Below are 12,970 nucleotides of genomic sequence, written 5' to 3'. Positions count from 1 at the left end.
AATTCAGGGGTTGTTAACGCACTTATGACAATTTCAAGTACGTGGGAAATAACCGGTATAAGAACGTCGGTTAGACCTCAGTCTACACCAGATAAGCGCCCCGTGTGGACATTCCAGCGGTATTCACCGTAAATCCACGCCGCTGCATCATAGAAACTGTGTCAGCGTCAAGGCGTGAAAATACTAGCACGGATGGGCCGGCACCGGAAATAACGGCCGGGAATCCCGCCGCGCGCAGCGCCCGCACCGCGTCCGCGGAGGCCGGCATGGCCCCGGCGCGATAGTCCTGGTGGAGGCGATCTGCGGTGGCCTGCCAGAGCAAATCCGGGTAGTGCTCGAGGGCGAGGGCGAGCATAGCGGTGCGCGAGGCATTAAAAGCGGCGTCGGCATGGGGAACGGTATCCGGGAGCGCGGCCCGCGCCTTTTCGGTGAGGAGCTGTTCGCCGGGAATAAGAAGAGTGGTGTCCACAGAGGTGGGGATACGCGCAGCTCGGGCTTGCGTTCCTTCCATCCACGTTACGACGGCGCCCCCGAAAATTGCCGGTGCGGCATTATCGGGATGTCCTTCAAATTCGGTGGCGAGGGAGAGGAGAACGCCGTCGTCGAACATATCGGGGCGATCTACGAGGCCGCGCACTAAAAGTAAGCCGGCCACCACGGCCGCCGCGGAGGAACCCAGGCCGCGACCCTGCGGAATCGCGTTGGTGCAGCGCAGCTCGAAACCGACTCCGGGCAGGGCCGCGGCCTCGAAACCGCGGCGCAGGGCCCGCACGATGAGGTGATCATCCCCGGTGGGGAGGACATCCGCGCCCTCCCCCTCAATATGGACCCGGGTGGCCCCGGTGGTCAGGCGCACGCTGACTTCGTCCCAGAGATTGTGAGCCATGCCCATGCAATCAAAACCGGGGCCGAGGTTGCCGGAAGTGGCCGGGACCCGCACCCGCGCTTCGGAGGTGGCGATACGCATTAGGCCACCTCCACCCGCACGAAGCTCGCGGTGCGCACCGTTGCCAAGCCTTCGGCTGCGGAAAGATCCGCGATAGTTGCTTCCACATCGGCCTGGAGGGCTTCGTGGGTGGTGACCGTGAGGCGGCACAGGTGGTCCAAGGTGGGCGATTCTTGGCTGACTCCGCTAATGGAAACATTGTGACGGGCGAAGGTGCCGGTGACCTCGCTGAGGACGCCCACGTGATCGGCCACGTCCATGCTCAGCTGGAAGCGCGAGCGTGCCTGGGTGGGCGGCAGAATTGGCAGCTCCCCGTAGGCCAGTTCGCGCGGGGCCAGCCCGCCGTGCACGCGGTGGTGGGCGGCGGCCACCAGGTCGGAAAGAACCGCGGTGGCGGTGGGATCCCCGCCAGCCCCCGGCCCGTAGAACATGAGGCGATCCGCGGCTTCACCCTCCACCACGATGGCGTTATAGGCCCCGTGCACGGTGGCGAGCGGATGCTGGGCGGGAATGAGGGTGGGGCCCACGTACAATTCGATGCCGTCCGCGCGCCGCTTGGCGGAGGCCACCAGCTTGACCACGTAGCCGCCCCGCCCGGCCGAAGCGATCATCTCCGGGGTGATCTCGCGGATTCCGTGGGTGTGGACATCCGAAAGTTGGACGCGGGTGTGGAAAGCGAGGGAAGCCAGGATGGCGCATTTTGCTGCGGCGTCGTACCCGTCCACATCGGCGCTTGGATCGGCTTCGGCATAGCCGAGCTCCTGCGCTTTCTTTACCGCGGCATCGAAACTTTCCCCGTTGGTGGTCATTTCGTCGAGGATGTAATTGGTGGTGCCATTGACGATCCCGAGGATATGGGTGACGCGGTCCCCGGCGAGGGATTCCCGCAGCCCGTACACCACCGGGACGGCCCCGCCCACCGCGGCCTCGTAATAGAGGTCCACGCCGGCACGCGCCGCGGCGTCGTACAATTCTGGACCGTGCTCGGCCAGCAGCGCCTTATTTCCGGTGACCACCGAGGCGCCGGCGGCAAAAGCGGCCAAAATATATTCGCGTGCCGGTTCGATGCCGCCCATAAGTTCAATAACAATATCCGCTTGGGCGATAATGGCGTGGGCGTCGGTGGTGAGCAGCGCGCGGTCAATCGCGGGATCGCGCGGGGCCTCCAGGTTGCGCACCGCAATGCCGATCACGCGCAGGCGCGCCCCGGCTCGCAGATTAAATTCTTCCGCATTGGCTTGCAGCAGGCGGACGACGGCGCTTCCTACCGTTCCCGCCCCCAGCAGGGCAACCTTGACTTCCTTCACGCCTACTCCTTATCTTGACGAACGCGCCGCGCGGATGCCGGCTCAGCCCGGGCGATGCGCCGGCCTCTCTGTCCTCGCGTGTCCTAGCCTAGCGAAGGTAGGGCCGGGGCGCGCCACCGGCCCGCCCGCCACGAGCGTATGGGCTTGGTATGCGGCGAAAACTGGGTGTGGCGCCCGCCACGCGGATGGGTACAATATCCCCATGGAAAATGCATCGACCGATGCACGAAGAGAAAGCGAGGTGCGCGATGCCCACTGTGAAAATCAAGGACGTCACCTTCGGCTCCGGGCCGACGAAAATCCTCGTGTCCATTACGCCCGCCAATGGTGACGAGCTGCGGACGCAGGTAGCGAAGCTTCCCAAACATGACATTGACGTTCTGGAATGGCGAGTGGATTTCCTCGAGGATCTTGCCACCCTCACCGAGGTGGGAACCCTTTTGCGTAAGTCCACGAACCTACCGATTCTGGGCACGTTCCGTTCCGCGGCGGAGGGCGGCCAGAAAGCGATTATGCCCGATGATTACGGGCCGCTGGTGATCCGGCTCATCCAATCCGGGCTGGTGGATGCGGTGGATGCGGAGCTGTTCCGCACCGGGGCCTGGACCGAACGCATTATTCAGGAAGCGGCCCGGGCTCAGATCCCGGTGATCGGTTCCTACCATGATTTCCGTTCTACCCCGCCCGAAGATGAAATCGTGAATCGTCTGCGGCTCTTGCAGGTGCACGGGGCATCTATCGCGAAAATTGCGGTGACTCCCGCGCATCCGGGTGATGTGGTGACGGTGCTCAACGCGACCTACCGGGCCAGCCAGGAGCTGCACGTTCCGCTCATCACCATCGCCATGGGGGCGCTGGGCACCATGAGCCGAATTACTTCCGCTATTTTCGGCTCCGCGGGTACCTGGGGTCAGGCCGGGCAGGCCACCGCGGCCGGGCAGATCGCGCTGGCCGAACTGCGCCCGGTGGTGGACGCGATCTCGGCGTGGAGCAGCGCCCCGGATACCTGGGAAAAGCCCGCTCAGGTGAGCGAGGCCGTGCTACCGGAGGATTAGGTGCCGCACGCGCCGGCGCTTAGCTGTTAGTGCGCCGGCGCGCGGGCAGCTCTAGTTTTCGGTTGCGGTTGCCGGGTAATCCGCGTCTAGCGCGAGGAGGTCCGCCACGGTTTCCCCGCGAATAAGCCAGCGAGCCCGGCCACCGCGCACCGCAATAACTCCCGGGCTGGGCAGCATATTGTAATGCGAGGCCATGACCCGCCCGTAGGCGCCGGTAGCCGGCGTGACAAGCAGGTCACCGGCGTGAATATCCTCCGGGAGGGCGACGGCGCACACCACAATATCGCCCGATTCGCAATGCTTACCGACCACTCGGCAGACGCGCGTGCCTCCGGGATTCCCCTGGGTGGCAGCCGCGCCGGCAGCGGGACCCGCCGCGCTTGCCGCGGCGGCGGCGTCGGCCTCAATAGTGGTGCCCGTGCAGGTGCTCGCCGGCACGCGGTCCACGAGGGCCGCGGTGTAATCGGCGCCGTAGAGGGCGGGGCGGATGTTATCGGACATGCCTCCGTCCACCGAAACGTAGGTGCGGGTGCGGGTGGCATCCACGTGGACGTTCTTGACGGTTCCCACGGTGTAGAGCGTCATCCCGGCCGGGGCAATAATGGAGCGGCCCGGTTCCACGGAGATGCGCGGGGCAGGGATGCCGCTGTGGGCGCTGTGCCGGGCCACTTCCGCGGCGAGCACCGCGGCGAAGTCACGCGGGGTAGGCGGAATCGGGTCCGCGCCGGTATAGCGCACCCCGTAACCACCACCCAGGTCAATTTCGGGAATCACGGTTCCCAGCTCGCGGGCCACCCGGGCCCGCAGGTCCAGGATGGCGCGCGCCGCGGCCACGAAAGCTTCCGTCGCCACAATTTGGGAGCCGATATGCGAATGCAATCCCACCAGGCGCAGCCACGGATTGGCCTCGATGCGCTCAATCGCCTCCCAGGCCGCGCCGATGGCGAGCGAAAGACCGAATTTTTGGTCCTCGTGAGCCGTGGCAATAAAATCGTGGCCGCCCGCGTGAATACCGGACGTCACCCGCACCACGACGGCGGCAACCTGCCCGCGCCGCGCGGCCGCGGCCGCCACCAAATCCACTTCGGCCAGGGAATCAACTACCAGGTGGGCGACCTGGTGATCCAGGGCCAGCTCGATTTCCGCCGCGGATTTATTATTGCCGTGCAAGCCGAGCTGGTGCCCGCGCGCTCCGGCCGCCAGGGCGATGCGCAGCTCCCCTTCGGAGCAGGTATCCAGGTGGAGACCTTCCTCCAGCATCCACCTGGCCACGCCCACGCTGGCAAAAGCCTTGCAGGCGTAGTAAACATCCGCTCCCGCCAACTCGGCAAAAGCCTCCCGCATCGCGCTCACCCAGGCGGCAGCCCGGGCGCGGGCATCGGCTTCATCCAGGATGTAGAGCGGGGTGCCGAAACGTTCCGCCAGGGCGCGCACCGAGCACCCGCCCACCTCCAGGTCACCGGGAAGGCGGCGTACCGTGGTGGACCACACCCCGGTAGGCGAACCCTCGGGAAGGGGCGCGGGCAGCTGCTCGAGATTAGTTACCGGGGTGCTCACCGGGCCACTCACATTTTCTCCGGGGCGCTCACCCCGAGCAGGTGCAAGCCATTGGCGAGGACCTGGCGGGTGGCGTCGTTCACCCAGAGGCGGGTGCGGTGCAGATCGCTGACTTCTTCATCCGCGCGCGGGGTGACTCGGGCCTTGCCGTACCAGGTGTGGTAGGCGCCGGCCAGTTCTTCCAGGTAGCGGGCCACCCGGTGCGGTTCGCGATTGGCCGCGGCCAGGGAAATCACTTCGGGGAAGCGGGCGAGCTGCCCGATGAGATCGGAATCGGCTTGCTCAAGCAGTTCCGGGGTGAAGGCATCCGCGCGCTGCACCCCGTGTTCAGCCGCATTGCGGGCCACATTCGCGGTGCGGGCGTGCGCGTATTGCACGTAGTAGACCGGGTTGTCATTGGTGTGCGAAGCCAGCACATTGAGGTCCAGCTCCAGGGTGGTATCCACCGAGGCGCGCACCAGCGAGTAGCGTGCCGCATCCACGCCCACGGCTTCCACCAGGTCCTCCAGGGTGACCACGGTGCCCGCGCGCTTGGACATGCGCACCGGAACACCATCGCGCTTGAGATTGACCAGCTGGCCGATGAGGATTTCCATATTGCCGCCCTTGCCGGCGGTATCCCCGAATGCGCGGGCCATGGCGTACATGCGCCCGATATAGCCGTGGTGATCCGCGCCGAGCATATAGACGGCGTGATCGGCACCGCGGTGGCGCTTATCGAGGTAGTAGGCGATGTCACCGGCGAAGTAGGCGGTTTCCCCGTCCGATTTCACGATGACGCGGTCTTTATCATCACCGAAATCGGTGGAGCGCAGCCATACCGCGTTATCTTCTTCGTAAATAACACCGCGTTCGCGCAGCTTTTCAATGGCGGCGGCAACCGCTCCGGAATCGTGGAGGGATTGTTCGTGGAAGAACACATCAAATTCGGCCCGGAAATCAGCCAGGGAACTCTTGATCTCCGCGAACATGAGCTCTACCCCGCCGGCGCGGAATACTTCCTGAGCTTCGGCTTCCGGGAGGGTGCGCGGATCGGGGCGCCCGGCGGCTAGCTCCTGGGCGATAACCTGATCGGCAATATCGGAAATATATGTTCCGCCGTAGCCATCTTCCGGAGTTTCGCGGCCCAGCGCGGCGGCCAGCAGGCTTTCCGAGAAATGGTTGATCTGGTTGCCGTGATCATTGAAATAGTATTCGCGCACCACGTTCGCGCCGGTGAAGCTGAGAATCCGGGCGAGGGTATCCCCCACCGCGGCCCAGCGCGCTCCCCCGATATGGATGGGGCCGGTGGGATTCGCGGAAACATATTCCAAATTGACGGTGGTTCCGGCACCCGCCTGGGAGGAACCGTAGCGCTCCCCCTGTTCCACGATGCTGCGAGCCAGTTCCCCGGCCGCGCCCGCGGAGAGGCGAATATTAATAAAACCGGGGCCGGCAACCTCCACCTGAGCGATACCGGACACACCTTCGAGGCGCCCGGCCAGCAGGGTGGCCAGGTCACGCGGGGGCATCCCGGCACGCTTAGCGAGTTGCATAGCCACATTCGTGGCCCAATCCCCGTGCTCGCGCGAACGCGGGCGCTCGATTTTCACCGCGGGAATATCACCATCGAGGTGGAGCTGACCTTCATTACGTGCGGCGCTGATTTCCGCCGCGATACATGCACTGAGTTCTTCCGGAGTCACGCATCTAAGTGTACGTGCTATCTACGACAGAATTACACCGCCACCCGCCAACGTGGTAAAGTAGCGCAGTGCGCCCCGATAGCTCAGGGGATAGAGCGTTCGCCTCCGGAGCGAAAGGCCGCAGGTTCGAATCCTGTTCGGGGCACAAATCGCACGAAGATGGGCCCGCGTATCGAAAGATATGCGGGCCCATCGCTGCACTGGTGGCCCCAGCTGCGCCGTCGTACTAAAACACGCGCCGCAGGAACGCTACCGGCGCTTAGTACTCAACCACGAGGCGCCCCACGACCTCGTGATTCTTGAGCTTCTCGATGCCTTCGGGAATCTCCTCGAAGGGGATGGTGGTGACCTGCGGGGTGAGTTTCCCGGTGGCCATGAACTCGTAAATCCCGGCAATATCTTCCTTGGTGCCGCCGTTGGAGCCGATGAGGCGGCACTGGTTGAGGATGAGGCTCTTCGTGGAAATAAGCGATTCCAGTTTGCCCATGCCCACAACCACCACGGTGCCATCGCGGCGGATAATATCCACGGCGTCCGCGGTGGTGGTGCCGAAACCGGCGAAGTCCACGATGAGGTCGAAAGTAATATCGGAGAAGTCCTTAATATCCTTCTTCACGCCCTTGGCACCGATCTTTTCGGCAAGCGGCCACACCTTTTCATTAATTTCAGCCACGTACACATCCGCGCCGGCGAGCACCGCCACCCGAGCACCGATCTGCCCGAGACCGCCCAGGCCAATAATCCCCACGGTTTGGCCCTTCTGCAGGCCGCCCTGGGTCACGACCGCCGCGTGGGAGGTCATCCCGGCATCGGTTGCCGCCGCGCCCAAAATAAAATCAACGCCGTCCGGAAGCGGAACGAGCGCTTCGGCCGGAACCGCCATCTTCGGCGCGAAACCACCGTCGAAACTGTAACCGGGCGCACCGGCCGCGGTGGTGGGGCACACGCCCACGCGATCCCCGACCTTGTACTCCGTGACGCCTTCGCCCACTTCGGCCACCACGCCCGAATTTTCGTGCCCGATGGTGATGGGGCGCTTGGCGAGCATGGACAGCCAGCCCTCATCCGTGAGTAGACCAACATCCGAATGGCAAATACCAGCCGCCTTCATCTCCAGAACAACCTCGCCCGGGCCGGCCGTGGGATCGGGAACCTCGTTGAGAACAAGCGGTTCATTGGTATTCGTAAATTGCCAGGCCTTCATCACAACTCCTTCTGTGTGGCGGTGCGGCGCATCTATGCGCTGCAAGGGACTTTAAGCCTAGCATTTTTTGTTTGTTTCATCACGATTTGCACGGAAGTTGCGCTGAGAGCGTGGCGCGCCGGCGTGGTCCAGAATGTGGTACGACGACGCCGCTCCCGGCCGCGCTCCCCTCCCGCTACCGGCGTTTAGATCCGCACCGAGTACTGCGAGTTATCGAAATAGCTGCGCATCGCGCTGGGTTCGTCGGTAATAATGCCATCAACACCCAGGTCGAGCAGTCCTTCCGCTTCCGCGGCGGAATTAATCGTCCAGGCGTGCACCGCCAGCCCTTGCGCGTGGGCGAGCTGCACAAACCGCGCGGTGAGAACGGGAACCGGGTGGCCGAGCGTGCCGCCGCCAGCCGCATCCCCGCTCTGGAGCAAGCGGCGCGAGCGGCTTGAGCGCGAAAGCGGCCACGGGCGGGGCAGCGAGCGAAGGCCGGGTAACGAGCGAAGGCCGGGTAGCGAGCGCGGGCGCGGCAGCGCGATATCTACCGGCACCTGAACGGCCTGGAAACCGCGCTGCGAACCGGGGAATTTGGCGATGCGTACTCCCTGCACACCGGGCAGGTGGGAGAGCGCCATGAGCCAGGCCACCGCGGAGCGGCCCAGCGAAAATGTGGCTCCCGGCAGCCGACTGCGCATACGCTCCACGCGGGCCTGGGAGAAACTGGCTAGGCACACCCGCCCCGCGGCCCCGGTGCGCCGCACCGCCGCGACCAGCGGTTCTACGGCCGCATCGGATTTCGCGTCCAGGTTAAAAACAGCGTCCGGGAAGGCATCGAGGACTTCATCCAGGCGCGGCGGGCGCTCCCCGGCCTCGTTACGAACCTGAGCTACTTCTGCCCAGGTGTGCGCGCTGATCGGGCCAACGCCGTCCGTGGTGCGATCCAGGAGCGGATCGTGGAGGATGACCGCCACACCATCCGCGGTGGCGTGCACATCCGATTCGATATGCCGAAATCCCGCGCGGTAGAGAGCCTCAAAAGCGCGCAGGGAGTTTTCCGGGTATTCGTTACCGCCGCCGCGGTGGGCGATGATGAGCGCGGGCCCATCAATATCGTAGAGTCGCCCCATTACTTGCAATCCGCCTCGAGGGGCTGGGCTTGGCGTTCTTCCAGGAAAGCGAGCGGGTCGAGGAGTTCGTCGTTGGCGGCGTGGATCTCCAGGTGGAGATGCGGGCCGGTGGAGTAGCCATTCGAGCCCACCGCTCCGATCACGTCACCGGCCTTGACTTTGTCACCGGCCTTGACGAAAACTCCGTCGTCGTACATGTGGATGTACCAGGAGCTGAACTTTTCCCCGTTAATGGTGTGCTCGATAATAATGAGATTATTTGAGCGGCCCTGGATGCCTTCACCGGCGTGCTTGACCACGCCGTCGGCGATGGCGTGGATCGGGGTGCCGGCCGGCGCACCGAAATCCTGCCCGGCATGGGAGGAAACTTCCCCGGAGATCGGGTCCACGCGGGTGCCGAACGGCGAGGTGAGTCGGTAGCTTCCCTCGGGCAGCGGCTTGACGATGAGGCGATCCGTGGGGATATCAAAAGCGGCGCGGGTACCGGACGCTCCGGCGGAAGTGGGGCAGGCGCGGCGCGGATTTTCCGCCGCGGTGCGGGCCTGGGCGCGTTGAATCGCGCCGACTTCCCCGGTGAGCTGGGCCGGAGTGGTGAATTCTTCCGCCATGGGCGCCACGAAAGCCGGGTTCGCGGCCTGCGCCGCATTGCCCTGCAAGGTGGACATAACGGGAAGCACCATGCCCAAGCAGGCCACCGCGCCAATAAGAATATTGCGATAGGGAGAAACGGAACGCGCCACCGCCCAGTGCGCGGCCGCCCCGGCCAGAATGCGGTCCGAACGCTCCCGGTTCTGCGCCCGCCCGCGGGCTTCACCCGCGCGCACCGCCGCGTCAATATCCGATTCGGAGAGGACTTCGGTGCCCTCGGTATCGGTGGTGATTCCCGCGGCGCCGATTCCGCCGGTGGGCGCGGCCTCGCAGGCAGCAATGGTCAAAGAAGAAGGAAGAACGACGCCGAAAGCGGCCCCGCGCCCCGCGTTCACCTGCGGTTTCAGTTCCCGGGCGGGGAGCTCGGTAGGTTCTGGCAGCGGGCTGACCGGACGCACGCTTACCGGTGTGGCTCCCGGCTGCGGGGTAGCTGCCGGCGCTGCGGCGCGGGCCCGTTTACCGCGCGCGGGAAGTTCGCTCACCGTTGCGAGCGGTGCGACGACGGCGGCGCGGCGCCCGCGCCGCGTTGGCGGCGTAATTTCAGACTGGTCGCGGGTGGAGGCGACGGCATGCAGCGGAACCTCAACCGCAGCCCGTTTGCCTGCCGCCCGGCTGGCAGCCCGGCGCGCTGCTGAGCTGGGCGCCGCGTGCGAAGTAGACCCATGTGAACCGGAGGCGCGGCCAACCGAGACATGCGATCCCGCTGCGCGCGCACCCGTAGCACTGCGGGCGGCACGTTTGCCGCCGCCCTGAGATGGGTTCGGAGAAATGGCATGGGAACCGGCGCGCTCCTGCGGAGCCTCATACGCTCGGGCCGCTCTGCGCCCGCCGCGAGAGGTGTGGTGTACCGCGCTCACTGCTCTCCTCATTTTCCCTGCCAGATGGCCGGCTCATCCACCGGCCCGTCACTATTACAAAATGATAACGGTCAGCGCCGGAAAGGCAAAGAGTTTTCACCACATGAGCCGTATCGCATCGCGCCCTACCGGCCCCATGCCGAACCGTCCCGCTCCCTCCCCGCAGCAATCACACCCCGCCCAATCCGCACTAACTCGCGGTTTTAGGAACGGCGCTGCATGGAATCACGCACGTCCCCAACGAGGTCTTCAATAACGTCTTCGAGGAAGATCACACCCGTTACCTTTCCGTTATCTTCCACGATGGCCATATGCGTCCCCGAGGTTTGCATAGTTCGCAGCGCGTCCTCCACGCTGGTGCTGGCAGCAAGGCTGCGGACCGGCCGCACCAAGCGGGCAGAAATGGGCAGTTCGCGCTGGGCGGCGTCGAGAATATCCTTCACGTGAATGTACCCGACGATATTCCCGTCGCTCACGAGTGGGAACCGCGAATACCCGTGGTCGGCCACCAGCCGCTCCACCTGCGCGGGCGTGGCGGTGCGCGGGCAGGTCACCACCTTATCGAGGGGCAGCATGGTGTCCCCCACCTGGTGTTCGGAAAATTCCAGCGCCCCGGTGATAAGCCCCTGGGTATCCTGGAGCACCCCGGCCGCCTGGGAGGCGTGCACAATCGCCGCGACCTCGGAAGCGGTAAACGCGGAGATCACCTCGTCTTTCGGTTTCATCCCCATCCAGGAAACGATATGCACCGCGAGCCAGTTGAGCGATCCGGTGATCGGGCGGAAGATCCGGTCAAAAACCAGCAGCGAAGGCACAAACAGCATGCCGAGGCGTTCCGGGTGGGTGACCGCCAGGTTCTTCGGCACCATTTCCCCCAGGATCACGTGCAGGGCGGTCACCAGGAGCAAAGCCAGCACAAAAGCGATGGTGTGGGCGAGGACTGCCCCGGCCCCCACCGCGGCCAGCGGCACCAGCAGCAGCGCCGCGAGCGCCGGTTCCGCAAGCGCCCCGAGGGCCACCGAGCACAGGGTCACGCCGAGCTGGCAGGCAGCCAGCATTTCGTTGAGGTTGCGGGAAGCCGCCAGGGTTTTCGCGGCGCGCGGGTTGCTTTCCGCCAGGGGTTCCAGGCGGGAGGGCCGCGAGGCGGTGAGTGCGAATTCGCAGGCCACGAAATAGGCGTTTCCGGCGAGCAACAGCACGGTGAGGATAAGAGCGAGGGTATTACTCATGGATTTTCACCTCCACCGTTTCTACGCGTCGCTCGTCCATAGCACGCACTGTCAGCTGGGCGTCGTCGACCTCCACCGTATCCCCCACCGCGGGAATGCGGCCAAGTTCAGCCATAATCAGCCCGCCGAGGGTTTCGTAGGGGCCGTCTTCGGGCAGGCGCACCCCGCAGATGCGGAAGGCTTCGTCCGGGCGCAGCAAACCGGGCACCACCCAGGTTCCCGGGGCGGTGCGGCGCGCGCCGGCGCCGCGGCGGTCGTGTTCGTCCGCGATATTGCCGACGATTTCTTCCACGGCGTCCTCGAGCGTCACGATTCCAGAGGTTCCGCCGTATTCATCGACGACGACGGCCGTTTGGCCACCGATGTCTCGCAGCACCACGAGGAGCTCGGGCAATTCCATCGTTTCGGGTACCGCGAATGCTTCGCGCATCACCGAGGAGGAGGTGACGGGCACGTCCACGCGCCGCTCGGCGGGAATGGCCACGGCGGGGCGCAGGTGCGCGAATCCGCGGATATCGTCGAGGCCGCCCTCACCTACCACGGGGAAACGCGAGAAGCCGGTGGTGCGGGCCGCGGTGATCACGTCCGCGGCGGAGGCGGTTTCTTCCAGGTATTCCACCCGGCCGCGGTCGGTCATAATATCGATGGCCGTGAGCCCGCCCGCGCCGATGGAAGCGGTGAGCAGGCGCGCGGTGGAGGGCTCCAGGGTGCCGGCCGCCGCGGATTGGCGCACCAGGGCACCCAGTTCCGGGCCCGAGCGCGCCCCGGAGATTTCATCGGCCGGTTCTACGCCCATGCGGCGCAGCAGCCAGTTCGCGGTGGCGTTGAAGGACACGATCACGGGTTTGAACACCACGCTGAAGGCGTGCAGCGGGCCGCCCACCCGGGCGGCGGTGCGCAGGGGTTCGGCCAGTGCCATATTCTTGGGGACCAGTTCCCCGAAGAGCATGGAGAAGAGGTTGACGAGGAGGAAGGCCGCGGCGGCGGCAATAGCAACCGCGGCGGCGCGCGCCACCCCGGCCGCGCCCAGCCAGCCCGTCAATATTTCCGTCAGGGGTTGTTGGGCCACGTAGCCGAGCAGAATCGTGGTGATGGTAATGCCCACCTGGCAGGCGGATAGGAAGAGGGAGAGGTGGTGGAGGCGGCCGGCCACGCTGGCGGCGGCCGGGTCCTCAGCGGCGCGCGATTCCACCGCGGCCGGGTCCAGGGCCACCAGGGAGAATTCCGCGGCCACGAAAAGCGCGGTTCCCAGCGTGAGGAGAATGCCAAGAAGTAAAAGAAGAGCGTTGGTCACATAAACTCCAGGGTAGGTACTTCTTGCAGTCTAGCGATTCGCGGGGGTGGCGCGCGCTGAGCACGCTAGGATT

10 protein-coding genes and 1 tRNA gene are annotated in these 12,970 nt (G+C 65.2%); 2 read left to right on the top strand and 9 right to left on the bottom strand.

The genetic code is table 11. From position 1 onward, the window contains the following. Positions 1 to 82 precede the first annotated feature (82 nt). Together thrB and CYJ17_RS04040 are read right to left on the bottom strand one after the other, a co-directional pair. A complete protein-coding gene (thrB, locus tag CYJ17_RS04045) occupies positions 83 to 967 on the bottom strand; it encodes a homoserine kinase (protein ID WP_087069883.1) in 885 nt (294 codons plus the stop codon). Further along, complete coding sequence (locus tag CYJ17_RS04040) at positions 967 to 2,253, bottom strand: homoserine dehydrogenase (RefSeq protein WP_087069884.1); 1,287 nt, start codon at positions 2,251 to 2,253, stop codon at positions 967 to 969. Before CYJ17_RS04040 ends, thrB begins: the two co-directional genes overlap by 1 nt. A gap of 248 nt (positions 2,254 to 2,501) precedes the next feature. On the opposite strand from CYJ17_RS04040, the gene aroD reads away from it, so the two are divergent. After that, a complete protein-coding gene (gene aroD / locus CYJ17_RS04035; RefSeq protein ID WP_087069885.1) occupies positions 2,502 to 3,308 on the top strand; it encodes a type I 3-dehydroquinate dehydratase in 807 nt (268 codons plus the stop codon). A 51-nt stretch (positions 3,309 to 3,359) separates the two neighbouring features. Here the strand turns inward: aroD and lysA are convergent, their stop codons facing one another. Further along, positions 3,360 to 4,877, bottom strand: coding sequence for a diaminopimelate decarboxylase (lysA, locus tag CYJ17_RS04030; RefSeq protein ID WP_234984405.1), 1,518 nt, complete (start codon positions 4,875 to 4,877; stop codon positions 3,360 to 3,362). Then, positions 4,874 to 6,550, bottom strand: a complete 1,677-nt coding sequence (argS, locus tag CYJ17_RS04025; RefSeq protein ID WP_087069886.1) for an arginine--tRNA ligase — start codon at positions 6,548 to 6,550, stop codon at positions 4,874 to 4,876. Before argS ends, lysA begins: the two co-directional genes overlap by 4 nt. 72 nt (positions 6,551 to 6,622) lie before the next feature. Here argS and CYJ17_RS04020 point away from each other — a divergent pair. Next, positions 6,623 to 6,695, top strand: a tRNA-Arg gene (locus tag CYJ17_RS04020). Between the two features lie 114 nt (positions 6,696 to 6,809). Here the strand turns inward: CYJ17_RS04020 and CYJ17_RS04015 are convergent. The 5 genes from CYJ17_RS04015 to CYJ17_RS03995 form a co-directional block, all read right to left on the bottom strand. Then, entirely contained in the window at positions 6,810 to 7,754 is a 945-nt protein-coding gene (locus CYJ17_RS04015) for a zinc-binding dehydrogenase (protein WP_026429095.1), read from the bottom strand. Between the two features lie 185 nt (positions 7,755 to 7,939). Then, a complete protein-coding gene (locus CYJ17_RS04010) occupies positions 7,940 to 8,869 on the bottom strand; it encodes a glycerophosphodiester phosphodiesterase family protein (protein ID WP_101595324.1) in 930 nt (309 codons plus the stop codon). Next, positions 8,869 to 9,999, bottom strand: coding sequence for a M23 family metallopeptidase (locus tag CYJ17_RS04005; RefSeq protein ID WP_145989738.1), 1,131 nt, complete (start codon positions 9,997 to 9,999; stop codon positions 8,869 to 8,871). The genes CYJ17_RS04010 and CYJ17_RS04005 overlap by 1 nt, the downstream gene beginning before the upstream one ends. Before the next feature lie 578 nt (positions 10,000 to 10,577). Next, positions 10,578 to 11,603 (bottom strand): hemolysin family protein, encoded by a 1,026-nt coding sequence (locus tag CYJ17_RS04000; protein WP_087069887.1) that lies wholly within the window; start codon positions 11,601 to 11,603, stop codon positions 10,578 to 10,580. Further along, positions 11,596 to 12,897, bottom strand: a complete 1,302-nt coding sequence (locus CYJ17_RS03995; protein WP_101595317.1) for a hemolysin family protein — start codon at positions 12,895 to 12,897, stop codon at positions 11,596 to 11,598. The genes CYJ17_RS04000 and CYJ17_RS03995 overlap by 8 nt, the downstream gene beginning before the upstream one ends. Between the last annotated feature and the right edge of the window lie 73 nt (positions 12,898 to 12,970).

This window comes from Actinotignum timonense, assembly GCF_002860685.3.
Taxonomy (GTDB): domain Bacteria; phylum Actinomycetota; class Actinomycetes; order Actinomycetales; family Actinomycetaceae; genus Actinotignum; species Actinotignum timonense.
The sequence above is the reverse complement of the archived record's forward strand: the minus strand, read 5'-3'. Positions and strand labels throughout refer to the sequence as shown.